At 36.3% G+C, this 26,038-nt stretch carries 25 protein-coding genes and 1 riboswitch; of the genes, 13 read left to right on the top strand and 12 right to left on the bottom strand.

Annotated features, from left to right (window positions below; genetic code table 11):
- Nucleotides 1–10 precede the first annotated feature (10 nt).
- On the bottom strand, nt 11–775 hold the full coding sequence (locus tag BK579_RS04365; RefSeq protein WP_078543788.1) for a Crp/Fnr family transcriptional regulator: 765 nt from the start codon (nt 773–775) through the stop codon (nt 11–13).
- Between the two features lie 234 nt (nt 776–1,009).
- On the opposite strand from BK579_RS04365, the gene BK579_RS04360 reads away from it, so the two are divergent.
- The 4 genes from BK579_RS04360 (at nt 1,010) to BK579_RS04345 (ending at nt 4,572) form a co-directional block, all read left to right on the top strand.
- On the top strand, nt 1,010–1,477 hold the full coding sequence (locus BK579_RS04360; RefSeq protein ID WP_078543786.1) for a GAF domain-containing protein: 468 nt from the start codon (nt 1,010–1,012) through the stop codon (nt 1,475–1,477).
- A gap of 211 nt (nt 1,478–1,688) precedes the next feature.
- Nucleotides 1,689–2,342 (top strand): response regulator transcription factor, encoded by a 654-nt coding sequence (locus BK579_RS04355; protein ID WP_078543784.1) that lies wholly within the window; start codon nt 1,689–1,691, stop codon nt 2,340–2,342.
- A complete protein-coding gene (locus tag BK579_RS04350; protein ID WP_078543782.1) occupies nt 2,335–3,450 on the top strand; it encodes a sensor histidine kinase in 1,116 nt (371 codons plus the stop codon). The genes BK579_RS04355 and BK579_RS04350 overlap by 8 nt, the downstream gene beginning before the upstream one ends.
- 117 nt (nt 3,451–3,567) lie before the next feature.
- On the top strand, nt 3,568–4,572 hold the full coding sequence (locus BK579_RS04345) for a DUF3231 family protein (RefSeq protein WP_235848339.1): 1,005 nt from the start codon (nt 3,568–3,570) through the stop codon (nt 4,570–4,572).
- A gap of 524 nt (nt 4,573–5,096) precedes the next feature.
- On the opposite strand, the gene BK579_RS04340 is transcribed toward BK579_RS04345, so the two are convergent.
- Entirely contained in the window at nt 5,097–5,921 is an 825-nt protein-coding gene (locus tag BK579_RS04340) for a hypothetical protein (protein ID WP_078543780.1), read from the bottom strand.
- Between the two features lie 57 nt (nt 5,922–5,978).
- Nucleotides 5,979–6,881 carry an ROK family protein gene (locus BK579_RS04335; RefSeq protein WP_078543779.1) on the bottom strand — a complete coding sequence of 301 codons (903 nt, stop codon included), beginning with the start codon at nt 6,879–6,881 and terminating at the stop codon, nt 5,979–5,981.
- A gap of 235 nt (nt 6,882–7,116) precedes the next feature.
- Between BK579_RS04335 and BK579_RS04330 the strand changes: the two genes are divergently transcribed.
- The 6 genes from BK579_RS04330 (at nt 7,117) to BK579_RS04310 (ending at nt 12,590) form a co-directional block, all read left to right on the top strand.
- On the top strand, nt 7,117–7,536 hold the full coding sequence (locus BK579_RS04330; RefSeq protein WP_078543778.1) for a hypothetical protein: 420 nt from the start codon (nt 7,117–7,119) through the stop codon (nt 7,534–7,536).
- Nucleotides 7,537–7,701: 165 nt separating this feature from the next.
- The gene (locus tag BK579_RS04325) at nt 7,702–8,664 is read left to right on the top strand and encodes an LCP family protein (RefSeq protein ID WP_078543777.1); all 963 of its coding nucleotides are present in this window, start codon (nt 7,702–7,704) and stop codon (nt 8,662–8,664) included.
- Entirely contained in the window at nt 8,664–9,206 is a 543-nt protein-coding gene (locus tag BK579_RS04320; RefSeq protein ID WP_078543775.1) for a GrpB family protein, read from the top strand. The genes BK579_RS04325 and BK579_RS04320 overlap by 1 nt, the downstream gene beginning before the upstream one ends.
- Before the next feature lie 424 nt (nt 9,207–9,630).
- Nucleotides 9,631–9,765, top strand: coding sequence for an FbpB family small basic protein (locus BK579_RS25210; protein WP_235848338.1), 135 nt, complete (start codon nt 9,631–9,633; stop codon nt 9,763–9,765).
- Between the two features lie 255 nt (nt 9,766–10,020).
- Nucleotides 10,021–10,422 (top strand): sporulation protein, encoded by a 402-nt coding sequence (locus BK579_RS04315; RefSeq protein ID WP_078543773.1) that lies wholly within the window; start codon nt 10,021–10,023, stop codon nt 10,420–10,422.
- A 1,040-nt stretch (nt 10,423–11,462) separates the two neighbouring features.
- A complete protein-coding gene (locus BK579_RS04310; RefSeq protein ID WP_204524675.1) occupies nt 11,463–12,590 on the top strand; it encodes an AimR family lysis-lysogeny pheromone receptor in 1,128 nt (375 codons plus the stop codon).
- 196 nt (nt 12,591–12,786) lie between these two features.
- On the opposite strand, the gene BK579_RS04305 is transcribed toward BK579_RS04310, so the two are convergent.
- The gene (locus BK579_RS04305) at nt 12,787–13,911 is read right to left on the bottom strand and encodes a DUF5667 domain-containing protein (RefSeq protein ID WP_078543769.1); all 1,125 of its coding nucleotides are present in this window, start codon (nt 13,909–13,911) and stop codon (nt 12,787–12,789) included.
- A 326-nt stretch (nt 13,912–14,237) separates the two neighbouring features.
- Between BK579_RS04305 and ppc the strand changes: the two genes are divergently transcribed.
- Nucleotides 14,238–16,997 (top strand): phosphoenolpyruvate carboxylase, encoded by a 2,760-nt coding sequence (gene ppc, locus BK579_RS04300; protein WP_078543767.1) that lies wholly within the window; start codon nt 14,238–14,240, stop codon nt 16,995–16,997.
- Between the two features lie 197 nt (nt 16,998–17,194).
- Here the strand turns inward: ppc and BK579_RS04295 are convergent, their stop codons facing one another.
- On the bottom strand, nt 17,195–17,662 hold the full coding sequence (locus BK579_RS04295) for a DinB family protein (protein WP_078543766.1): 468 nt from the start codon (nt 17,660–17,662) through the stop codon (nt 17,195–17,197).
- A gap of 280 nt (nt 17,663–17,942) precedes the next feature.
- Between BK579_RS04295 and BK579_RS04290 the strand changes: the two genes are divergently transcribed.
- The gene (locus BK579_RS04290) at nt 17,943–18,182 is read left to right on the top strand and encodes a hypothetical protein (RefSeq protein WP_078543765.1); all 240 of its coding nucleotides are present in this window, start codon (nt 17,943–17,945) and stop codon (nt 18,180–18,182) included.
- Between the two features lie 609 nt (nt 18,183–18,791).
- Here the strand turns inward: BK579_RS04290 and qoxD are convergent.
- The 5 genes from qoxD to BK579_RS04265 all read right to left on the bottom strand — a co-directional run bounded on the left by qoxD (nt 18,792) and on the right by BK579_RS04265 (nt 23,945).
- On the bottom strand, nt 18,792–19,100 hold the full coding sequence (qoxD, locus tag BK579_RS04285) for a cytochrome aa3 quinol oxidase subunit IV (RefSeq protein WP_078543764.1): 309 nt from the start codon (nt 19,098–19,100) through the stop codon (nt 18,792–18,794).
- A gap of 1 nt (nt 19,101) precedes the next feature.
- Nucleotides 19,102–19,707: a cytochrome aa3 quinol oxidase subunit III gene (gene qoxC / locus BK579_RS04280; protein ID WP_078543763.1), complete on the bottom strand. Its 606-nt coding sequence runs from the start codon at nt 19,705–19,707 to the stop codon at nt 19,102–19,104.
- On the bottom strand, nt 19,707–21,668 hold the full coding sequence (gene qoxB / locus BK579_RS04275; protein WP_078543762.1) for a cytochrome aa3 quinol oxidase subunit I: 1,962 nt from the start codon (nt 21,666–21,668) through the stop codon (nt 19,707–19,709). Before qoxB ends, qoxC begins: the two co-directional genes overlap by 1 nt.
- Before the next feature lie 16 nt (nt 21,669–21,684).
- Nucleotides 21,685–22,635 (bottom strand): cytochrome aa3 quinol oxidase subunit II, encoded by a 951-nt coding sequence (qoxA, locus tag BK579_RS04270; protein WP_078543761.1) that lies wholly within the window; start codon nt 22,633–22,635, stop codon nt 21,685–21,687.
- A gap of 857 nt (nt 22,636–23,492) precedes the next feature.
- A complete protein-coding gene (locus BK579_RS04265; RefSeq protein WP_078543760.1) occupies nt 23,493–23,945 on the bottom strand; it encodes a hypothetical protein in 453 nt (150 codons plus the stop codon).
- Nucleotides 23,946–24,018: 73 nt separating this feature from the next.
- Nucleotides 24,019–24,105: riboswitch (cyclic di-GMP riboswitch) on the bottom strand.
- Nucleotides 24,106–24,760: 655 nt separating this feature from the next.
- Between BK579_RS04265 and BK579_RS04260 the strand changes: the two genes are divergently transcribed.
- Nucleotides 24,761–24,949, top strand: a complete 189-nt coding sequence (locus tag BK579_RS04260) for a hypothetical protein (RefSeq protein WP_078543759.1) — start codon at nt 24,761–24,763, stop codon at nt 24,947–24,949.
- A gap of 36 nt (nt 24,950–24,985) precedes the next feature.
- Here BK579_RS04260 and BK579_RS25445 read toward each other — a convergent pair whose 3' ends face one another.
- Nucleotides 24,986–25,153 (bottom strand): hypothetical protein, encoded by a 168-nt coding sequence (locus BK579_RS25445; RefSeq protein WP_169891062.1) that lies wholly within the window; start codon nt 25,151–25,153, stop codon nt 24,986–24,988.
- Nucleotides 25,154–25,305: 152 nt separating this feature from the next.
- On the bottom strand, nt 25,306–26,025 hold the full coding sequence (locus tag BK579_RS04255; RefSeq protein WP_078543758.1) for a metallophosphoesterase family protein: 720 nt from the start codon (nt 26,023–26,025) through the stop codon (nt 25,306–25,308).
- Between the last annotated feature and the right edge of the window lie 13 nt (nt 26,026–26,038).

The following is a 26,038-nucleotide window of genomic DNA, read 5'->3' as shown; positions in this document are numbered from 1 at the left end:
TCACTATTTTTTAACAGGACACGCTATCACACAAGGAATATAATCGCTCAGGTCGTCTAATTACAATTTGCTTGTTGATCATTTCGATAATTCCTTCTTTTCTCCAAGAATTAAGTAAACGGTTGACACTTTCTCTTGTTGATCCTATAAAATCAGCAATTTCCTTATTAGTCAGCTCAATATTTAAAATGATTCCGTCACTGCATTGCACTCCATAGCTTTGACTCATTCTTAGTAGTGTAGATGCAAGCGTACCTGACTTGTCATAAAACAACACATCATTTAACTTTGTTTGTGTTACTCGATTCATCCAGCCAAGCCAGTTCATAAATTCCACTGCAAAGTTACCGAATTGATAAAGCAGTTTTTTTAGATCATTCATATAAATAGCACTTACCTGACCATCCTCAGTCACTTCTGCACGATAATGATAAGTGATATGATCATCAAAACCGCCAAACTCTCCAAGTAAGCTACCTTCCTCTTTAATCCCCAGAAGAAATTCCTTACCCGCTTCTGTTGAAGTACGAAGTTTAATCTGACCAGAGTTTATAAAATACATTTTATCTGCTTTCTCACCTTCCCAAAAAAGGTGAGATCCTGCTTTTACTTGCTTAGGACGCATAATTTCTTTTAGTTTATTAAAATTATCTATAGATAAGAAAGAACTGATATCTCCATTAAATGTATCCGTTAATTCAGGTGTTTTAAATTGACTTTGAATAACCATTGTCATTTCTGTCATCCCCTTTGTAAAACTTTGTACCTTAATCATATCGGTTGTGACTAATTTGTGTAATCAGGAGAATACCTGAAATGTGACTATCCATTTCCCCCATTTTAAAAAGGGGATTTTCCTATGTCTGTTCATATAAATGCAACGAAATCGTAATAAACACGGTATTTTATATAAAATCCGAGAAAAACTTTAGGGGAATTCCCTGAATTACTTTTCGAATAAAAAGGATTACAATTGAGCATAGAAGGTAACCCTTAGGGCAGAGGAGTTATGAAAGGTCCTAGCCAAGGAGAGAAGATCATGGAGAAATCAATTGTTTATATAAATGAACTATTAAATGAGATACGTTTTAAGACATCAAGTGATTTTTCCGCGTTTGCTTGTCTTAATAAAGACTCGTTCATCATTCAATGGAAGTTTGTGTCTGGTAATTTGAATAACCGGTACAAAAAAATGCAGGGCAGACCAGGAAAGGGTCTGGCTGGTTTGGCAATCAGAGCAGATCGAACAATGGTACTTGATAGTTCGATAGCTGACATAGCAAGTCGACGCTTGCAATATCCCATTATGTTGGCTGAGAATTTACAAGCGGCAGTAGCTGTTCCCGTACGAAATGCTGGAATAACTACTGGTGTATTGTTAGTTGGCTCCCGTTATAATAAAACGTATACAGTAGCTGAGATCCAGGTTATTACGGAATTTGCCGGAAGCATCGGTTTGCTTCCTCAAACTAGTTAATAAAGGCTCTTTATTGAAAAATTATTGCTAACGATAAACGAAGTAAAGTGGCATTTTTTCTTTCCTTGTAGGGGCTGAAGGCAGAAACATACGGTTAATTAATAACCTGAAGTGAATCCTTATTGATAGGATTCTTTTTTTTTACTATTATTAATGTAGGAAGTGACGAATATCACACGGGTAGTGATATGGTCGACTGAGGAGTGAAACCATGATAAAACTAATGGTCGTTGATGATCATGTTGTTGTTAGATCAGGATTGATGATGCTTTTAAATGGAAAAAATGACATGGAAGTGATCGCTGAAGCAGCAGATGGAGATGAAGCGATCAAAAAAGCGCAAGACCTTAAACCAGATGTGGTCTTAATGGACTTAAGTATGCCACATGGTAAAGACGGACTTACTGCAACAAAGGAATTAAAAGAATTAATGCCTTCGATTGCGATTTTAATTTTAACGATGCATGACGATGAAGAATACTTATTCCGCGCCATTCATGCTGGTGCTTCTGGATATCTATTAAAAAGCGCTCCCCATGAGGAGCTTATTTCAGCCATTACTTCTGTTGCATCAGGTAATGCTTACCTAAACCCCAATGCAACTAGACGTTTGATGAGTGAATATATGGATCGGTTAAAAAATGGTGAGCCATCAAGCTCCTTCGACACCCTTTCAGACCGAGAAAAGGAGATCCTAGAATGGATTGCAAAAGGCTACTCTAATAAAGAAATTGCCCAGCACCTTGTCATCAGTGTAAAAACAGTTGAATCACATAAAAGTAATTTAATGGAGAAACTAGGTATAAAATCACGACCTGAACTAGTGAAATATGCAATGAAGAAAGGGTTGCTTAACTTTGAATAAAAAGGATCGTTTAGAGCAGCTATCCAATAATGTCGGACCTAACATTACGGCATTACTTTCAAACTTGGACCAACATATTGAAGAAACTGAATTTAAAACAGAGTTGAAACACTCCCTTGAGCAGCTTACAGATTTAAAATTCGCCCTAGATGAATCTTCCATTGTTGCGGTTACAGATAAAAAAGGAAAAATTCAATACGTGAATAATAAGTTCTGTGAAATTTCTAAATATCCCTATGAAGAGCTAATTGGTCGTGATCATCGAATCATCAACTCCGGCCATCACCCTAAAGAGTTTATGAAGGAATTATGGAACACCATCTCAAGAGGCGAGGTCTGGCGCGGTGAAATTAAGAACCGCGCGAAGGATGGCTCTTACTATTGGGTTAACACCACGATCGTCCCTTTTTTAGATGAACATGGCAGGCCATACCAATACCTCGCTGTTCGTAATGAAGTAACGAAGCTTAAAAGTGTGGAAGAAGAATTAAAGGAAATGATGAATAAGGTGATTGTCATTCAAGAAGAAGAACGCAAACGTTTTTCGCGTGAACTTCACGATGGAATTGGGCAAAGCCTATATTCTCTATTAATACAAATGGATCGAATGATTAGTGAGCAACATGAGTCTGAGCCTCTTCAGCATCTACGTCAAGAGGTAGTTCATGTGATTGAAGAAGTTCGTGGTCTTGCATGGGAGATGCGCCCTTCCGTATTGGATGATCTTGGAGTCGTTCCTGCCATACGCAAATATATTGATAATTACTCCCAACACTATGGCATCCATGTCACGTTTGATACAAATGTCAGAAAACGTCTCGATATTCAAAAAGAAACCACAATTTACCGTATTATCCAAGAAGCTCTTACAAATATCGGAAAATACGCAGATGTATCTGAGGCACGTGTCAGTTTAGTTGAAAAAGAAGATTCTCAGTCTGTAGAAATAACGGTGATAGACAAAGGTACAGGTTTCATTAGAACAAGTGATAGTAAAGGCGTTGGTTTATTTAGCATAGAAGAGCGTGCTAGAGGCGTCGGTGGAGATGCAACAATTTCTTCACATGTAGGTAAAGGAACAACCGTTTTTGTTTCGATTCCTAAATGATGAGACTTTATTAAACTTAATTTGAAGGCCCCGAATGTTTTCGGGGTTTTTGTGTTTAATAAAATCTTACAACAATTGGATACACTATAATCAAAATGATTTATTAGGAGTGATAGTTTGACCAACGGAAATAAACCGATGTTTTCTACTTCGGAAATGGCGCATTTATGGAATGCTTATTTGAATAATACTCTTGGCTTGTGTACACTTCTTCATTTTAAAGAAAATGCTGAAGATCCTGAAGTTAGAACAGTTCTCGAAGAGGCAATTACGATATCAAGAAATCAAGTAGACAAAATTAAGGCTTTCTTCAAGCAAGAAAATTTTCCAAAGCCTACTGGTTTTACGAAGCTCGATGTTAATCTTAATGCCCCCCGGTTATATACAGATACCTTTTATCTATTTTATATCCAAAATATGGCGAAAATTGGCGGAAATGGTTATTCCTTATCTCTCGCAACTTGTGCAAGAAAGGATATACGGGAATTTTTTACTGAATGTGTGACCAATTCAGCTAACTTATTTAATAAATCAAGTGATGTTCTACTTTCAAAGGGCCTGTTTTTACGACCACCACAAATCAATCTCCCAAACAGAGTTGATTTTGTAACTAAACAAAGCTTTCTTACAGGTTGGTTTGGGAAAAATCGTCCCCTCACATCCATCGAAATCATGAACCTTTACTTTAATATTGAAAGAAACCAGTTAGGGCGATCTTTATTAATGGGGTTTAGTCAATGTGCTAAAGAAGCTGAGGTAAGAGCCTATGTTGAAAGAGGAGTGAAAATTGCTGCGAAACATATTGAAGTTTTCAGCTCTATTTTAAAAGAATCTGACCTACCGACTCCAATGACTTGGGATACTGCACCTACTGAATCAACACAATCTCCCTTTTCAGACAAACTAATGATGTTCCATATTACTGCATTGACAGCTGCCAGTACTAGTCATTATGGAACAAGTCTTGGGTCAAGTCCTAGAAGAGATATCGGTCTCAGTTATACACGTCTTACTGCCGAAGTAACCAAGTATGGCGAAGATGGCGCAAACATTATGATCGATCGAGGATGGCTAGAGCAACCACCTTCTGCAACAGATCGAATGAGTTTACCAAGACGTTAAAAAAAACGGGCAAATCCCGGTACACTTTTGTTTATTGAAAATCCGCTAATTGTACTCTAAGCCATTTACTCCTTAATATTAAAGGATACAATTCTCCACCACACTTCTTACACGAAAACATAAGTGGAGTGGTAGGAAGTACAAACCAAAGGTAGGTAGATCACCTCATTGTGGTTGAACTTAAACAGAAAAATTCCGCTTAAATTGGGAAATATCAACATTTCCCTAAATATAACGGGAGTTTTTCCGCTTATATGAACTATATTTGTAGATTTAGTCATATTTTAAAGGAGTTAACCGGAATTTCTCCGCTTATATTGCTTCCTAAACCGTTACTAGATAGAATAGCCGGAATTTTTCCGCCTATTAGTTCCTATACCTACGCGAAAAATCAACATATAGAATAACGAAGCTTTTACCTCGCCTATCGGCAAAATGCATATGACGAGCGTTGTCTACGTTAAAATTTCTTCATAAACGTCTAAAAACTTCACTCCTAAAACTATGACTGGAGTGAAGTTTTTTCAAATTTGTTTATAAATTAAAGCTTTTAAACGCGAAATTAAAATGCTCACTGCAAGATGGTGTATGATTAGGTCATATTTTCCCTTTAAACTTAGCTTCACAACGTCAAGCTCCCGTAATACCCAATCCATTAAATTAGCAAAAAGAAGGATATTTATTTGGGGTAAGAAGCCCCTTTTTTGGATTTGCCACGTCGCAAATAAACTTAAGATAATCCCATATAAAGGAGCAATAATAAAGTGCTCCCTCCAGGATGACCACTTTCCCAATTCAATCTTAAACCTCCCAAATGCAGCAAGGAAGTAGAGTCCATTAACAACCATTACATTTATACAAAAGAAGAGCGATACCGAAAGAATAAATCGATTTCTTTCCTTTATCTTTTTATATGAATAATCAGATATGAGGAAATAAAGGAATACTAAAATAGGTGTTAAATAGGTCTTCCACCAGTGTCTAGTAAATACCCCTAGCTTCACAAAAATACATTCTACGATGAGAAAGTAGAGTGAAAAAAAGATCTTCCCTTTTTTTCCAAACTTAAAAGCAGTTAAAAATACAGCTGTAAATGGTATGATAATTGCTTGTGATAAGAGAGCACCGAACGTATTATCAATATATTTGTTTTTCATAACTCTAGGTTTATAACGATATGCTCGTAAGACGTTGAATACAATGTATTCAAAAATATACGCTAATCCTACGTTAATAAATAACAAAATAGATAACTCACGCTGCTCATCCTTCTTTTTATAAAGAGTAAATAAAATAATACTTGTGTGAATGATAAATAGCACAAAGAATGGAAACTTATTTTTCCTCATCATATAGCCCCATTTTTCAAGGAATTATAAAGTTATTATTAGAAAACATAGGACTTTCTATTCATATTGCCTAGGAATCAAAGATGCACCTACAATCCCAGCCCTTGTTCCAAGCTGTGCAGGGTGAATTCGGATGATTTCTTTAAGTCCTGGATAAACAAATTCTTTGACTTTTTCACGTAATGGCTCAAGGATTTGTTGCTCTGACTTCATGACTCCACCACCCAAGATAAATACAGCTGGGTTAATGGTATGTATGATATTTGCAATCGCAATCGCCATATGCTTGATGACTTCATCAATAATCTCATTTGCAACTATATCTCCATTCTTGGCTAATAAAAATACCTCCTCGGTTCCTCCCTTTACCCCTAAACGAACCATACCTTCCCTAGTAATGGAACTACCGCTAGTAATCCCTTCTAAAGCTCCTCTATTTAATCCCAAATAACTTTGACCTGCATTGTTTACAATCATATTTCCTATTTCACCGGCATAACCTTGGGCGCCTTGAAAAATCTTTCCATTAATAACAAACCCAGCTCCAACTCCTGTAGAAATCGTTATATAATAGACACTTTCATAGTCCCTCCCAGCACCTAGCAAGCTCTCCGCCAACGCTGCAGCATTTGCATCATTATCAAGAAACACGTTTAGACCTGTTTCCTTCTCTAAGATTCTTACCAAAGGAATTTCAGTCCAACCAGGCAGATGTGGTGGGTCTAAAATGAGTCCCTTCTTAAGATCAAGAGGACCTGGAGCCCCAATTCCAACCGACTTCACATTTTCTCCTTGGTTTATTTCATTAATCATACGAACCATTTTGTTTATCACGAACTCCGGTCCCTTTTCCACTTCCGTTTTTTCATTGAGCTCTTTTAAAATCATCCCATGATCTTCAACGAGCGCCACCCGGATATTGGTTCCACCTAGATCTATACCAATTGTATTTTGTCTCATGTTCTACATCACCTTTTTAAAGCAGTTTTATTTAAACTTATAGTTTACTTTAAAACCGTAAAGAATAAGAAAGCATTTATATTAGAAATTCATTTACGCCTTGGCAAGACCTAAAAAAGCTATAATGGTGCCCTTCTAATTTGAAAGGGTCTGTGAAGCTCTCAAGGGTCTAGGCGTCTGAACACCTTGTTTAATTTTACTTACTTCGAAAAATTTTTAAAAAGGAGCCATTTTAATGAAAAAACGTTTTATTCATTCTCTAGTACTCCTTTTATTTATCCTTTTATTAAGTGCTTGTCAAGCCGAAGGAGAACAGGTTCTAGTGTATATCGCTAAAAATGAACACAAGGAACTTCTAAAAGTAAATGCTATAACAAATTATAATAAACAGACCAACAATTTAAGTATCAAGGCAGTCATGGATGTTTATGACCAAGACAACAAATACTTACGAACCACCCTATTTTCCACAAAAGGGTCAGTCGAACAGACAATATCTGCCCGCCATGAAGAAGGACCTATAACTATTTATACAAAACAATACACAAGTCCACATACAGTTACACTCATTGGTACAAAAAGGGAAAAGGTAAAAAAACATATTATAGAGCAGACCAAGTTAATTAAAGACAAGAAAGAGAAGAACAATAAGTAAGTTTTGGCTTATTCACATGCACTAGAGGGTACTAGTGGAACTAGGCCAGGTGTCACTAGTACCTTTACTCAATATTAATAAATATAAAATAACAAAAAAATCGAAAGAATGATAAAATAATAGTAGTTTTGAGGGAAATATTGTTAACTCATTTTGGAGGTTTTTATGGATCGACAAAAGCGTCAAAGAAAAAAACGAGTGTTTAAGATACTGCTAATTTTCTTTATTTTAATCATAGCAGTTTTCTCATATGGTTTTTATCAATATTATCAAGGCTTACAATTAGCTAATGTGGATCAAGAAGCCCCCACTAAAGAAAAAAATCAAGAAGAAGAGTTTCAGGGAGCAACGATTGAAAACAATATAGGAAAAGTGAACATCTTATTATTAGGAATTGATGCAAGAGACGAAGAACAATCACGTACAGATACAATTATGATCGCTCAATATGACCCTAAAACAGAATCAGCAAAATTGGTATCACTTATGAGAGATATCTATGTGGAAATTCCAGAGCACCAAAGCTATAAAATAAACACTGCATTCTTTTTAGGCGGTCCTGAGCTTTTACGAAAAACAATCAAGACAAATTTTGATATTGACCTTCATTATTATGCCATTATAGATTTTAAAGGATTTGAGAAAGCCGTAGACGCACTTGCTCCAGTTGGTATTGAGATTGATGTTGAAAAGGCAATGTCAGAACAAATCGGTGTATCCTTACAACCAGGTCTTCAGAATTTAAACGGTAAAGAATTACTCGGCTATGCCCGTTTTCGTGCAGATGCAGAAGCAGATTTTGGACGTGTTAGACGTCAACAAGTAGTAGTGAATGCGCTCAAGGATGAAGTCATTAGTGTGAATGGCGTCACAAAGCTCCCTAAATTAGTGGGAACTGTTACACCATATATCGAAACTAATCTTCAAACCCTTGAAATTATGGGGTTATTAAAGGATTTTATTCTCCATCCGCCTGATCATATCGACACTTTGCGCATACCTGTAGATGACTCTTATGTAGATGCAAGCTATCCTCATGCAGGTGCTGTATTAGAAATTAATAAAGAGATGAATAAGCAAGCAATTGATGAATTCCTTAACCTTGGTGGCTTAGAAACAACAAATTAATGTTTTTAGGAGGTGCTTCTTTTTTGAGGAAAGTTGTTGTGACTGATTACCAAGAGCATTGGCCGAAATTATTTCAAGATGAAGCTGAAAAAATCAAGAAGATCCTAAAGGATGAAGTATTAGAAATTCATCACTTTGGAAGCACCTCAGTCCCGGGCCTTAAAGCAAAACCCATTATCGATATTCTTCCTGTTGTACAGAATATAGAAGTAGTGGATAGTTTCAATGAACAAATGAAAAGCCTAGGATATGAACCTATGGGTGAGTTTGGAATGCCGGGAAGACGATATTTTCGCAAGGGAAATAATACTCGCACACACCATGTTCATATGTTCGACCAACACAATACCTATGAAATCAATCGTCACTTGGCCGTTCGGGACTATTTGCGAGCAAACCCAGAAGAAGCTCTTGCCTATGGGCTCCTGAAAGAGCAGCTGTCATCATTATATCCTGACAACATTGAGGCATATATGGATGGTAAAGACCGCTTTGTTAAGAACTTAGAAAGAAAATCGCTTGCTTGGTCGGCAGAAAGGTGAACCAATCGACATTTCAAAATTGTCACAAATTTTTAACATTTAAGAAATATAACTGCAATCGTTTTCAACTATAATTACTTATAGGCAAATTAGTCATATGTAACATTATTGACAAAATATTTTTAAATTTGTATACTTTTTCTTGCAAACATAAAATTTTATGAGTCTCCTAAAGGGGAGTAGCTTTTACAGCAAAGTCGTCATTACAGGGTCTTACCCTCGGCTTTGTTGGCAACTATAACGTTGTTAGCAAGACCTTTACCCTCATTTGGTAAAGGTCTTTATTGTGGAATGAATGACCTTTTCCGGACTGGAGGAGGTTTTTTTTAAGGGAAATGAAAGTTTACTAATTTTTAGAATAATACATTTTGCACACCCACGCTAAATAGTTTGAATATTATAAAAAAGGAAAGAAGGAATTCATATGTTAAAAAAAATGCAAACAAAAAAGTCTTTAAAAGCTCTTATTTTAGAAAATAAGGAAGATCTTTTAAGAGATAAAGATCAATTAGATAAAATTGAAAAGCGTATTGAAGACAAACATATCCACGGCAAGTAACATTTTTGAATTTATTACTGAGGCCCATCCAAAAAAAATCGTTGCTCATTAGCAGCGATTTTCTCGATTAAGTATATGCAAATGCGATATAGTGGGAAGAAGAGATGCCACTATAACTTAGTTTTAGTTATTCTAACTAAGACTGATTAAAACCATACTGTTTGTTAAATTAGTCATATCTAATGTAAAAGCGTAATCAAGAATAAGATTCCTTTCATATCCTTTTAATAGTAGGTTACTATTGGAGGGACATGAATGATTTTAAGAAAATATATGTCATTATTAGGGATTGGATGTGCAAAAGTAAATCTCATCCTTGAAAAGAAGAAGTTCTTTCCTGGAGAAGGTATCGTGGGATACTTTTCAATCAAAGGTGGGACAATTGAACAACTAATTAAACGTATTGAATGTGACTTAATCAAAGTCAATTGTTCGAAACGCTCAGAAACCATTGTTGATTCAGTTACCATTCATACATCAAGAACGATTGACTGTAATGAGGATAATCAAGTAAAATTTTATTTTCGGTTACCAGATAACATATCACCTTCTGACACAAATATTTCTTACCATTTTAAGACAAGGCTAATTTTTGAAGAAGGTGTAAAAAGCGTTGATCAAGATAGTATCTTGATACTATCATGTGGACAACGATAATATAATTAAGGCTCTCTGTCCTATAAAGATCGGTGATTAAGAGGTTCTTAAGATGTTTGCTGAATCTCGAAAAAAACTAGGTTCATAGAGTAGTCATTAAAACATGGATACGGAAATAATCAGTTTGTGAACTAGTTAACGTTTTCAAACAAAAAATTAAATGGTGCCTTTCTTAGAAATACTAACCCTAAGTGTGATATTGTACATTTTTGGGTGATACCTAATAACTCAAAATCTTTGATATCCTATGCAAGTGAATGCCCTGTAATAAAGCGGAGTTAACAGGTTGGTATCCTTATTAGCGAGGGTAGACACCACGCTAATTAAATATTCGCACCATGGTGTATGCAAATAGTGTACTTACTAAGTGTGGAATGAGCGGAGAGCCACTTGACTCCTGCGGGATCCAGTGGTCTCGTGAGACCCCGCAGAAGCCCGCACTTGGCGACGAGGAGGCTCACGGACCACCCCGCGGTATCCCGCGAGTGGATCGCAGCTCATGGATCTTCGCTAACCTAAGTTATTTTCAGACATCCATGCTAAATAAGTATTTCGCACCATGGTGTATGAAAAAATGTTTCCTCCTCAGTGTGGAATGAGCGGAGAGCCACTTGACTCCTGCGGGATCCAGTGGTCTCGCGAGACCCCGCAGAAGCCCGCCCTTGGCGACGAGGAGGCTCACGGACCACCCCGCGGAAAGCAGGTGGATCGCAGCTCATGGAACTTTACAACCAAAGTTATTTTCAGACATCCATGCTAATTAAAATTAGCACCATGGAGGATGAAAAATTATACTTAGCTTAGTGTCTAGCTCCAGGCGCTATCGGCTCTCAGGTCTAAGTCAATCCACCCTAGAAGGTTAAAGAGCAACCTTCCAGCCGGCTTGCCTTATGCCTGTCGCCGATGAACGAGCGCCTTCCGCATTTCTTTTTTCAGGGTAGAATTCATGTAGGTTTCAATAATTTCAGTCAGTATTGGTATATTTTAATATAAAGGCACCCTATTTTTTGAGGTGTAGGATGATACGATTAAAGCAGCTTATGATAGAGAAACTTCTAGAAGATCCCTCTCTTACTAACAGACTACTCGAACTAACTAATATAAAAGCTTCTTCTTTAGAAAGCTTTATTCATACAAATAAAGAGACTCTTAATTTGTCTACTATACTGAGGATTATTGAAGAACTCTTCCCTTCTTTGCAGCACGAGTTAATGAATGAATATATTCTTTCACTAAACCCTAATAAAAAGCTTGCGAGATTTTGTCTTGAATATTTAAATACAACCCGCCAGGATGATGTGCTAGATCAACACTTAAAAATATTGCTGAATAGCAAAAGCTCGATCAATCGAGAATGGGCTACAATCTATCTACTTGACCGGAAACAAACGACAAGGGAGTTTTCAAACTCTGAAGTTATTTCACTCTTACACAATACACGTGTACATACCCTAGAGATGAAACTATATAGCAAGATGATAGCTGCTTATTGTCATTTTGAAGACCATCTTCTTCAAGAAATTTACGATGCAATTCATCCGCTAGAACCTAAGCTTAAAAAAATTAAGGATCCTTATATTAAAGAAAGCTATACCGCGCGCTTCGGTCTTATTATGACTCCAATTTCCTTACATTTTGAACATCAAAATGACCTACTTAGATACAGTCAAATGGTCTTTAAATGCAGTGGTCAGAAAGCCCTAAAATGCATGACACATATTCAGTTAGGAAATTCATACTTAATAAGTCATTATGATAATGCTCTGTTTCATTTTAAAAAAGCACTAGAATTATCTGATCATATCAGGGAGGTTCAAATTAAGCGTAGTTTGAACTTTCTTGACAACTACTGGGGAAAACAACCTAAACACTTGAACCATGAAAGCTCAGCGCCAAAAGATATCCACGAAATTGCTTTTTTTCATATTCAACAGGGAGAACCACTAAAAGCGATTGCGATGCTACAAACTATTAAATGGGAAATCTTATCCAAATCAGAAAAAGCCTTTCACCTTTACTTTAAAGGACTTGCCCTTAATGATCGAAACTGCCTGATAGAATCCGTCCGATATTTTAAGGAAGGAGATATGATGCATTATAAAAATATCCCTTTAATTGCACTTAGAAATATGGGGGAGGATGAAACGATTATCGAGGCATTAAAGTGAGTTTGCTAAAACAGTAATCTTAATAACCTACACTAAGACCTAGGTAAAAAACAAAAAGAAGGACTTCATGATCAACTATAAGTTGAATCGAAGTCCTTCTTTTTGTTATATCCAATAAAGTGAATTCAGGTAATCACCTAATGAACTCTCAAATACTATGATGCTTCTTATCTAGAATCATATAAAATCCATATATTTAGTTGCCGTTACCTTTTCCATTTCCATTTCCTTTTTCGTTACCTTTTCCATCAGCCTTACCTTGTTGTTTCTTTTCTTCACTTTTCCCCTTATTTCCCTGTTGATTTTGCTCTTTCTTTTCAGCGTTCCCGTTTCTTTGTTCTTTTGATGCAGATTGTTTCTTTTCTGCATTCTTTTTGGCTGAATTTGACTTTTCTTTTCCAGGAGCTATAACCTTCTCCTCTTCTTCTTCAAGTTCCTCTTCTTCGAGTTCTACTTCCTCTACTTCTACTTCTTCTTCCTCTTCAACCACAACTACTGGTTCAACAGTCTCTTCAGATCCTTCTGCTTCTTGATGATTTTCAACTTCTTCTTTTTCTTCTTCCACTTCTTCATCTTCAGTTTGATTTTTATTCATCTTTTCAATTTTCTTATCAAGCTTCGCAAAAGACTTTTCAATATTCTTCAAAAGCTGCTGTTGAGCATTTGGATTTTTTACTTTTTCTAAGGCACCAAGTAATGCATCAATATTATTCGCAAGCTTTTCTTCTACCTCATCTGATTCTGACGATTCTTCATTTTCCTCTTCCTCATTCACAATCACTTCTTCTACTGCTACTACCTCTGTCTCTTCAGCAACGTCAGTGCCTTCCTCGACTTTTTCTTCGGCTTTTGTTTGTGTTTCTACAGCTTCTTTTAAAAGGGCAGTTGCTTCGTCTACTTTACCTTCAGCAAATAACTGATTTGCTTCTTTAATACGTTCTGCAGCAAAATTAGCTAATAATTGAGCTTCTTTAGTATCATCGAGTGTAACTGCTAGTCTGATATTTTCAATCAATTTCTTTATATAATAAAGAAATTCTCCAGGAACGGTTGTTTTTTCTACATCAACCTGCTCCTCTTCGTCTACTTCACCAATTTCTTCAGAAGCATTTTCAGACTCGGTTAAGTCTTCACTTTGTTCCTCTTCTTCGGTTTCTTCTACGATTGCAGGAGCTTCAACAGATTCTTCTACTTCTATTGTCTCAACAAGCTCTTCTCCTTGATATTCCTCTGCATATAGAGTCGTTGTCCCAGCCCCGTACATTAATGACACTGCCATTGCGCTTACTGTAAGTTTTGAAAAAAATACTTTAGATTTCATTTTATAAACTCCTTCATGTTTTTTTACTAATACAGCAGTTCGAACCTATATAGCGTTTTTAGGGGTGTACATGAAAAGCTTTTTATTTCCAGTTACTTCGCACTACCTTTTGTTAGAAAATTTGCCATAGTTCCTTTCATCATATATAATAGTGTACTAAGGTTAACCCTTTCACACTTTCCTCGTTTGTTTTTCCTTTTGCAAAATCCTAAATAAAATATAAAAATCTATGAAAATATGATTGTTTAATTTTTATGGGAGAGTATAACTAGAAATTTTGGAAATTTTAAAATACTAAAATTATTTTCAAAGAAGGAGACAACATTATGGCAGCAGAAATCAAATTGAATGATAGTAGTTCACCACTTCGTCGTGATGTGAAGAACTTAGGCAATATTCTTGGGCAAATTCTTGTCTATCATGGTGGAGTTGAACTCGTAAATATTGTAGAACGTATTAGAAAAATGGCAATAGACCTACGAACAGAATATAAAGAAGAATTATACTCTGAATTAAAATCTGAAATCCGTTCACTGAAACCACCTCTTAGACAGCATGTTATCAGAGCATTTTCTGTTTATTTTCATCTTGTGAATATTGCTGAGCAAAATCATCGTATTCGTAGACGTAGAGAATATCAGCTTCAGTCAGACCAAATTGTGCAACCACTTTCATTAGAAGGTGCCGTTAATTCCCTGATTGATCATCAAGTACCAGAAAATGAAATCGAAAACATTTTAAGTACTCTTTCATTAGAACTGATTATCACAGCACATCCTACTGAATCTACAAAACGAACAGTACTTGAAATCCAAAAGCGAATTGCGTCTATTTTGCAGCAGTTCGATAATATGATGCTCACGAAAAAAGAAAAAGTAGAGCTAGAAGAACAATTGATGAATGAAGTGACTGTGTTATGGCAAACAGATGAACTAAGATATCGTAAGCCTTCTGTCATGGATGAAGTGTTAAATGGATTATACTACTTTGATGAAACATTATTTGATATATTACCGGATATCCATCAAGAACTAGAAGATTCACTAAAAGTGAAATACCCTTCAAAAGCATGGGATGTTCCTAATTTCCTTCGCTTTGGTTCATGGATTGGTGGGGACCGAGATGGGAATCCAAATGTGACTCCCGAAGTTACTTGGCAGACACTTAATGCACATAGAAAGCTCGTTTTAACAAAATATGAGCAAGCGCTCATTGCACTTATGAAGCGTTTCAGTTACTCGACAACACGTGTAAAAGTAACTGAAGATCTTATAAATGCAGTAACCGAAGGCGAAGCATTTCTTTCCGACGATAAAAAGTGGCTAATTGAAAACGAAATTTATCGTAGAAATTTCGCGATTATCATAGAACGTCTTAGACAAATCGGACATAGCGAATTTGGTTATGACAACTCTGAACAATTAATTAACGACTTATCGATCATTAGGCAAAGTGCTAAAAAACACCAACCTTCTGAGCGTGAATTAAAAGAATTAAACAAGCTTATTCGTCAGGTCCAATTATTCGGATTCCACCTTGCATCACTGGATATTCGTAACCATAGTGGAGAACATGAACTTGCAGTTTCCGAAATTTTCAAGAAGGTAGGCATCGCAGAAGATTATTCAAAGCTATCTGAAGCAGAAAAGCTATCGACTCTAGAAAAAGTATTAAAAGATCCTAGACCAGTTTTACTGACAGATGAAGATTATTCAAAAGAAACTCAGGAAATCTTAAAGGTCTTTAAAATGATTAAGGATGCACATAAAGAATTTGGTGAACGTTCAATCGAGGTATACTTAGTAAGTATGACACAAGCTGCAAGTGATTTATTAGAAGTGCTTGTGCTAGCAAAAGAGTTTGGTATCTATCGCCTTCATGCAGATGGACGAGTGGAAAGTTACTTAAATGTAGCACCATTATTAGAAACCGTTGATGATCTGGTGGCCGGTCCGAAAATTATGGAAACGTTATTTCAAATGGACTTTTACCGTCGCCATTTAGAAATCAGAGATAACCACCAAGAAATCATGCTTGGATATTCTGATGGAAGTAAAGATGGTGGAACGTTAACAGCCAACTGGAAGCTGTTCAGAGCCCAGAAGGAAATCCATGATATGGCCAAAAACTATGAAATCCGACTAAAGTTTTTCCACGGTCGTGGCGGTTCACTTGGTCGTGGTGGTGGTCCATTAAATCGAAGCATCTTATCACAGCCAAGAGAAACACTTGGTGATGGAGTGAAAATTACGGAACAAGGTGAAGTACTATCATCTAGATATTTGATTCCAGAAATCGCACACCGTAGCTTAGAGCAAGCGGCGGCGACTTTATTAAAAGCAGCTGCACATGTCTCAGATGATGAAGTGAATGCATATGATCGCAAGCCGGAATGGGAACTTGCCATGGAAGAAATCTCTGAAGTATCCCTTGCAAAATATCAATCACTTGTTTTCAAGGATCCTGATTTCTTAACATACTTTAAACAAGCTACACCACTCTTGGAGCTTGGTGAACTAAATATTGGTTCAAGGCCAATGGCTCGAAAAAACAGTTCACGCTTTGAAGATTTACGTGCAATTCCATGGGTTTTTGCTTGGACACAAAGCCGTCAACTCTTCCCGGCATGGTATGCAGCAGGAACAGGCTTAGCAAACTATGCAAATCAAGGCGAAGAAAAGCTTGCGATGTTACAAGAGATGTACCAAAAATGGCCATTTTTCCGTTCAACAGTTGATAATCTCCAAATGGCCCTAATGAAAGCAGATATTATGGCTGCTAAAGAATATATCGATCTTGTTGAAGATCAAACGATCGCTCAGCGAATCTTTGGAGACATTGTAGAAGAATACAACCTCACAAAGAGTATCTTGCTTAAAATAAGTAATGACAAGGATTTACTTGACCAAAATCCAAATATCCAAGAATCTGTTCGTAGACGTAATCCATACGTTGACCCTCTAAACTACCTACAGGTTGAACTTATTCGTTCGCTTCGTGAGGAAGAAGAACCAAGTGATGACTTAGTGATTGAAGTGTTACTTACAATCAACGGAATTGCTGCTGGTTTACGTAATACAGGTTGATGAAAAGAAAAGCGAAGTGACGCCCACCTATCGGCGAAAAGCATAAGCTAGGCTTCTGACGGAAGGCTCTTTCTTCCTTCCGAGCGACTGGCTTAGACCAGAGAGCCGATGGTGCCTGCAGCAAGACAGAAGAAATTGATTGATATCATATAAAAAAGCAGTGGCTCTCTATCATCGAGATTACCACTGCTTTTTTGTTAGTTTCGAGTTAAACATTTTTCTAGCGGCTTAAAGTGATGCTGATCATGCTCAACAAACCCAGTAATAAGGTACTTAAGAGTATATTCCTGATTGGTGTGTGGATCATGAGTAAAACCATTAACCCTTATTTGTTTGTCTAAGTTCAATTCTGAAAGCATTTGAACGAATTTTATTCTTAATTCTGCTGTCATTTTTAATAGTGTTTTAAAATCAACTGTTTTTGAGAACACAACCGATTCAGCATTATATTGATCATGAGATGGAAAATTTATTTTGTAATCCTTAATTATCTCAGGTATCCCCTTCTCCATTAAGAAAATATCCCAACGATAAATATGCGCAATCACTTCTTTTGGTGACCATTTCCCCTCATTTATAGACTTATTCGCATCCACTTCTTCTATATTCATAAGCAATGAAAGTTTTTCTGTGAATTTAACATACTCATTTAAAATTGTGTTCAAAGTTTGTATCCCCCTTTTTTATTTCATTCTACATTATAGAACATATGTTTGTATATATATATATTTTTTTAAAACATGAGATTTCAGTATAGACTTCATTAATTTGCAGACTGTAATCAGCTAGCTCTGCACCGGTCTCACTATCACATATTAGTAATAATTACAAGGTCTATTTTTTTAAAAAAAGTGAACTAAAAGCTCTAATTGTGAATAAAATAGTAAAAAAGATTGACAATTTTGTGACATAGTATAGAATATTCAGTATAAGGAGTTGATTACGATGATGGAAGAATACAAGCAAAAGATGCAAACCGTAAGAACTGTTTCAACTATCGGCATTTCTTTTGGAGCATTTCTTGTAATAGTCGGATTGGTTGTAAGCGGATTCAGCGCTTCCTCTTTCATGGCACTATTAGGCGGAGGAATCATCCTAGCATCAATGGTCTTTTTCGGGTTCGGATTATTTTTAGGAATTATTGAAGAAATTGCTGATCGTAGTAAAGGTGAGAGCAATATTTGAATATAAAAACCACTGATTAATAGTCATTTCTTGGATAAGAGGAAGCTATTGGTTGGTGGTTTTTGTTTGTTATTGGGGTAACTAGAGGTTTTTAAAGGATAAATAATAGCGTTTTTTAGTTATATAGGAAGTTTATTTTCGAAAGTTTGTCGAATACTTTCGAGATCCCGATTTTATTTTCGAAATCAGCTTATTTACTTTCGAAAAACCCGATTTATCGTTTTTTCGACAAAAGTTCCAATCGCAGCGAACTATAATTGGTCTTAACTCCACATTTGTCGGTCTACTCCCCACTTTTATCGGTCTAACTTCAAATATATCGGTCTAATTCCCACTTTTATCGGTCTAACTTCAAATTTATCGGTCTAATCCCCACTTTTATCGGTCTAACTGAAATTAGGCGGTCTTTTCTTCTCCCCACTATTGGTCAATCTTGGAACCAGTCGGACTTTTCACCACCAATACCGACCGACATATCTACCCCTACCAATCCATTTAGAATACTTAATAGCTCTCCCACCGATACCCTCTACCTTCTAGATGCACCAACAAAAAAGAGATCCACCTAGCCAAGTATCTCGGCCAAATGGATCCCTTCAAAAGTCTATATTAATTAATCGGTGCAGCATGCCCTGATGTAAGAACCCAAATCGTTCCTGCTACGATGACAACTGCTAGAAAGATACTATAAGCCATGTTGATCACATTAATTGTTCCTGACTCACCTTCATTTACGTGCATAAACATTGTTAATTGAAGACCTGCTTGTAAAATAGCAAGAGCCCCAATCACCAACATGATCATATTAAAAGATAAATCTGTTTTAAATGCAATAATTAAAGCTAATACTGTCATGATAATCGACAGTAAATAACCAGCCACATGTCTATATGGAAAACCAGTTTCATGTTTTTTCATATTACATCACCATCCCTTTCAAGTATACAAAGGTGAAGATGAAAATCCATACAACATCAAGGAAGTGCCAATATAAGCTGAAAATAAACGTCTTACGTGCAGTTGTTGGTGTTAAACCACGCTTGACCAACTGAATCATAATCAGAATTCCCCAGCCAATCCCTAGAGAAACGTGGGCACCGTGTGTCCCAAGCAATGTGAACAATGCAGATGTAAATGCACTTGTACCAATTGCTGCTCCTTTATCAACAAAAATCGTGAACTCGTAGATCTCTACTGACAAGAACCCTAATCCAAGTAAAAGCGTAATCCCGAATAAGATAAGCATACCTTTTAAATTATGATTACGCATTTCACGGATCATTAAACCAGCTGTGAAACTACTCGTCAAAAGTAGGAATGTGTTTATTAATACTTCTTTCAAATGAAATATGTCTGCTCCTGATGGACCTCCTGCTGTACGGTCAACTAAGATAAAATAGCTGGCAAAGAGTGTCGCAAACAGGACGATTTCAGCACCAAGGAATACCCAGAAGCCCAGGATATTCATTCGATCTTGATGTGTTTGGTATTCAAGTGGTAAAGATGTGTCTACTTTTCCAGCCATTATAAATCACCTCTCCATTTTTTCTCGGTTTTAGTGATTTCATCAACACTTACATAGAAGCCTTCATCATAATCAAATGAGCGGACAATCAGACCAACAATAATTAGAACTGCTGCAATTGCTGCAGGAATGAACCATTCAAATACTAGGAAGAAGCCGACAATTCCAATGGCAACACTCAATAAGAATGGAACCCCTGAATTGCTTGGTAAGTGAATTTTTTCAATTTCAGATTCTTTAAGCGTGTGTGTACCTTCTTTTTTCATATCCCAGAATGCTTCAGTTGATTTTACTTCTGGAATTTTAGCAAAGTTATAAGCTTGAACTGGTGATGCAGTTGCCCACTCAAGTGTACGAGCATCCCATGGATCATGGTCAACACCACGCTTCGCATAACGGAAGCTCCAATAGATGTTGTAAACCATTGCCGCAAAGCCTGCAGCTAACACAAGTGAACCGATGAATGAGAACATTAATGGGTTCTCCCAGCCTAATCCTGCTGAATAAGTGTACATACGACGAGACATTCCGTCTAAACCAACGAAGAACATTGGCATAAATGTCATGTTAAAACCAATCACGAATAACCAGAAGTGCCATTTACCAATTCTCTCGTTAAGAGTAAAGCCGAACATTTTTGGCCACCAGTAGTATAGTCCTGCAAACACTGCAAATACAACTCCTGGAATTAATACGTAGTGGAAATGCGCCACTAGGAACATTGTGTTGTGATATTGATAATCTGCTGCCGCCATCGCAAGCATAACCCCTGTAACTCCACCAATTGTGAAACATGGGATAAATGCTAGTGCCCACAGCATCGAAGTTGTAAATTTAATTCGACCTTTTCTCATTGTAAATAACCAGTTAAAGATCTTAACTCCTGTTGGTACCGCAATTAACATCGTCGTAATCGAGAAGAATGAGTTAACTGCTGGCCCTGAACCCATCGTGTAGAAATGGTGAACCCATACAATCATCGATAAGAACGCAATCGTAATGATTGACCAAACCATTGTTGAGTAACCATATAAATTTTTACGCGAGTAAGTCGAGATAACTTCTGAGAACATACCGAATGCTGGTAAAGCAACGATATAAACCTCAGGATGACCCCATAACCAGAATAAATTTAACCAAAGCATTGGCTCCCCACCAGCTGCTACAGTAAAGAAGTGGGTTCCAAATAAACGATCCATTGTCATTAGTAGTAACGCAACTGTAAAAATTGGGAAAGCAGCAACAATGATAATTGATGTTATAAATGAAGTCCAAGCAAACATTGGCATTTTCATTAACGTCATACCAGGTGCTCTCATTTTCAATACAGTTACGATAAAGTTAATACCTGTTGCTAAAGTACCAATCCCGGCAATTTGCAGGGCAACTGCGTAATAGTTATTACCGATACCCGGTGTAAATTCTTTTCCTGCGAGTGGGAAATAAGATGTCCACCCGGCATCAGGAGAACCACCGATAACAAACGAGATGTTAAATAACATCGCACCTACGAAAAATAACCAGAAGCTTAATGCATTCAACCATGGAAACGCAACATCACGAGCTCCAAGTTGAAGTGGTAAGACAACATTCATAATACCAATCAACAAAGGCATCGCCGCGAATAAAATCATAACGATTCCATGAGTGGTAAAAATTTCATTATAGTGCTGAGAATTTAAGAATTCCATTTCTGGTCGTGATGTTTGTAATCTCATCATCAAACCGTCAACCCCACCACGGAAGAACATTAAAACTCCGGCTAGGATATATAAAATACCAATACGTTTATGGTCAACAGTTGTTAACCATTCAGTCCACAACCAACGCCATTTTTTGAAATATGTTAAACCACCGACGATTCCGAGAATCGTTAATCCAATGGCAATCTGTGATGCTAAAATAAGGGGATCTCCTGTGACAAAAAACTGATGTCCTGTGCCTGCACCTAGTACTCCCATTTCTTAATCCCTCCTGTTAGTGTGAGTCATGATTGTCATGGTCTTCATGATTGTCATGATTGTCATGGTCTTCATGTGTATCTTCTTCAGAATGGCTACCATGTTCATCATGAGACTCTCCACCATGATTGTGGTATTCCGATTTTGAATGGTCAATCCATTCTAAATGGGTACCATTAAACGTCATACGACCAACAAGACCCGGCTCAATAATCTTGTAGTGTTGTTCTTCTGTTAAGTCTGAAGCTGTTTCTTTCACTTCAGAAACCCATTTATCAAAATCCTCCTGAGTTTGTGATTCAACCTCAAACTCCATATGAGCATAACCTTCTCCGTTAAAACTTGTATTTCGACCAATGTATGAACCAGGTCTATCTGCTAAGAGATAAAGCTCTGTCTGCATGTTAGCCATCGTATATTTTTGTCCACCTAATGCTGGTACCCAGAAGGACTGCATGGTGCCGGTAGATGTCATTTTAAACTGAACTGGAACGCCTGCTGGGATATTTAAGTAGTTAACTGTCTCGATATCTTGCTCTGGGTAGCTGAAGATCCATTTCCAATTAGCTGAAGTAACGTGAATCGTAATCGGCTCCACTTCTTCGTATCCTTCAGGTACTCCCTCAAGTTCATAAGTAACCATAACCGTTGGAATTGTAAGAGCAACAACAATAATAATCGGGATAACAATCCAAATCGCTTCAAAAAGCTTACTTCCATGCTCATGTGGTGGCTCATAATCTTTATTTCTATCAGTCTCTCGGTATTTCCAAATAATCCAACCAAATAATGCAAATACAACAATCACAACGACTGCCATAAGGATAATTGAAAAGATAATTAACTCTGCCTGACTTCTAGCTACAGGTCCCTGCGGATCAAATATAAGCAGATTTTGACAGCCTGACAGAACGGTTGTAACAATCAATAAAAGCATCGAAAACATTATATAACGAAAAGATTTCATAATGTTTGCTCTCCCCCTCACAAATAAAAATGGACTTCTTTCTATATAAAAACTAAGTAACGAAATAACAAAAAACAGATTTTAACATATTTCATATCAGCCAAAAGTGATTTATATTACACTTGTGATACAAAATCTATATTACACCCTAAAGCGCCCGTATATATGACTAAAATGTGTAGATATTTTGACAATATCAAGTCACAAGTTCATCTGAATCTTGAATTTACATAATTTAGCCTTATTTTCCAGTGCCTCCCTTTAGCTATTATTACTATACTAATAAAGACACTTTGTTCAGTAATTCACGTACATTAGCTCACTTCTTCACATAATAATCATTATTTTGATATAATTATTTCTTTTCTTGATAGATTCACATTATATTACAAACATACACCTAGTGGAAATGGTAAATAGTGACGAAAAAAAAGCATTTTTCCTTTTTTATAGAAGGAAAAATGCTTTTTAATTGTATTGCTAAAATCAGTTTATCTTTACTTACCATTTGTTCTAATACAGACCTTTTTGCGGGAATGTTTTAGCTTTTCCACTCATGGTAGTTATTATTTCGGTATTAATGTTTACCCTGAAAATAACTAGGTTGGAGAGTTCCATGAGCTGCGATCCACTCTTGGCGAGTACTACATTTCCTTTAGCCGCGTCAAACATCAACATTTAATCTATCTATCTATTTCTTCAACTAGGTTTAATAATAAAGCTAAAAATTCATCAAGTTTTTCTGGGAGAACTTCTGGTAACATCGCTTCTATATTCATTGTCACTCTCTCCTTTTTCCATTTTACTTTCTAGTACTCTATTATTACCAACATTCAAAAATATATACATGTAATCCATTATTTTTTATTAGGTTCTGTTAAATAGAATTCAATGACATTTTCATGCTCGATTTCATGACGACCTTCTTGATTGAGTACCATAAGATCTGCTTTTAATTCGGCAGCTTTTACAATCCATTCTCCTTTACAGTTTTTGAAGAACGAATGTATTTTTATTTGAAAGTACTTCTTACATTTTTCAATCGAAAACTCTAGTTTACCTGAAATAAATTGTAGGCTTTCGTTTGAAGTGGTCTCCAAGATTAACTTATCGGTTACTAAAGAAAAGGTATTCGCATACTCATCAATCGTAAACCCTTGGTGCTTTTCTTCTCTTCCTTGCTGTTTAAGGAGAAATGGAAACTCATTGTTTAAAAGTCTGTTAATAAATTTTTTTGTTTTATTTTCTGGTTTGTATAATTTAATTTTATAAATACCATTTGACGATTCTAAAAGGATATCCTTATTCACTTTCCTCCACCCTTTCAAGATTAATAACCAGAAATAGAAGTACAGACGGTTTACCTATCAATTTATTCATACATTCGGTAACCCAGCCATCATAGTCTTGTTAGACCTTAGACCCGAAGCTTTGCGTCTCTACCTTTCAATAGATTTGCCAATATCGTGTAGATTGAACTAGTAGTTTATTCCTATTTTAACAGAAACTATATTGTATTCAATTAAATTCTAAGCTTTTGATGTTGGGAAAAACGTGGGAGGAAAGGGGTTGTTAGATGTCGTTAAACCAAGTTAGAAATTAGGTATTAATGCCCATATTGTATGGATGATTTACAACTCAATATAAAAATTACAGGTTTATCCCCTATATATAGAAAAAACTCAATGATAAAGAAGTGATTTTTTCTTAGATGAGTTAACAAACAAAAAACTGGTTTCATGTTATTTACTCATTCCACTAAATACCTGAAAAAATGACGAAAATTCGCAAAATCCTCTATATTTTTTTACATAATATTACATTATCCTTGTTCTACCTCCTCTTATAATAGATTTAGAACTAAATAGAATCTGTTTAAATGGGGGACTTTTATGAAAAGAATAACAATGTTCTTCTTTTTACTTTTCAATATCAATTTTCAATACGTGACGGAACGTCCTGGAAACAACTAAAAAGCTATTAGGGACCCTCAAGATCCAAAAGCGACATCGAGGCACACGTACAAGAATTAGCACTTACAAGGGAGTTTTATCATTTCCATTATTCCATATGTTAAAATGAATTTAATACTCTACTCAAAGGTGAGAATATGAGGAAACTATGTTTGAATTTTCTTTTTGTTTTAGGTGTTTTTATTTTATTAATATTTTTTGACTATAAGGACAATAAATCATTTAATTGGATCGAAAATGGGACTCAAGCAATTATTGTTGTGATTATTTATTCAATGATTTCGTGGTTAGTCGAAAATACAAAATCACGATATGAAAAAGAGAGGAATTCGAAACAGTAAGTCGAATTCCTCTCTTTTTCATATTTATACCGTATATTAAAGAACCGGCTCTTTTTCCAAGCATTTATTATACATCTCTACCAATTCTCGATCATCCAGAGAAAAAACTTCCTCTTCTCTAACATCTTTCAACCTATCAAAAATCACCATTTCCTTCTCAAACCGCTCAAACTCAGACAAAAAATAACTTTTAACCACCAACATCTTCTCTCTCCCTCTCTATTTATATACTATAACTAAATTATTGACAGAATGGGAGAAAAATATACTGGTGCCTGTCACCCCCCCTTTTTTGTCGACACGTCATCAAGAAAAGAACCGAGCTCGAGAAACCCCACCCTCACCTGGCCCTAGTCCTAAATTTTCCCGTTTCTTACGATTCTTTTCATCATTTCAGCATTGGGATAATTCACTTGATCATATGCTGCGGTTACTTTTTCAAGATCCACGCTTACTCTTTGAATAGAGGTTGTTATATTACCATCCTTCACTTCAACAATTCCGTAGGACGCCTTTGCTAACCCATCGAACGGAAGCCCAACACTACCAATATTGATGATTACTTTTCCATCTATGTAGCGAATATACGGCTTATGGATATGGGCGTATATGTAAACATCTGCGTCCTCCCCAGACATTTGACTACTCAAGAGCTGATTATCATTTGCATCGGGTAGAACCACATCAAATAAACTGTCAGGTGTTGCATGAAAGGCATGGATAGTTACACCTTCTACTTCACTACTAATACTAGTGGGTAAATTCTTAAGATAGTCTATATCACTTGAATCTAGCTGTGAAACTGTCCAATCTCTTTCCTTATTCATGAGCTCTAGAGCTTGAACAGGAACTTCCCCTTCTAGAACTCCTCTAACAACCCACTCATCGGCATTGCCCTTAATCACCTCAGTATTCAATGAACGAACTAAGTCTAATGAACGCTTTGGCTCTGGGCCTCGATAGCATAAATCACCTAAAACGAAAACTCGATCAATTTTCTGCTCTTCCAAATTTTTCAACACAGTTTCTAAGGCAATCGCATTTCCATGAATATCTGATATAAATGCAAGCTTCATCTTATAACAGCTC

The organism is Litchfieldia alkalitelluris (genome assembly GCF_002019645.1).
GTDB lineage: Bacteria > Bacillota > Bacilli > Bacillales > Bacillaceae_L > Litchfieldia > Litchfieldia alkalitelluris.
This window is presented reverse-complemented; position numbering and strand designations above follow the sequence as displayed.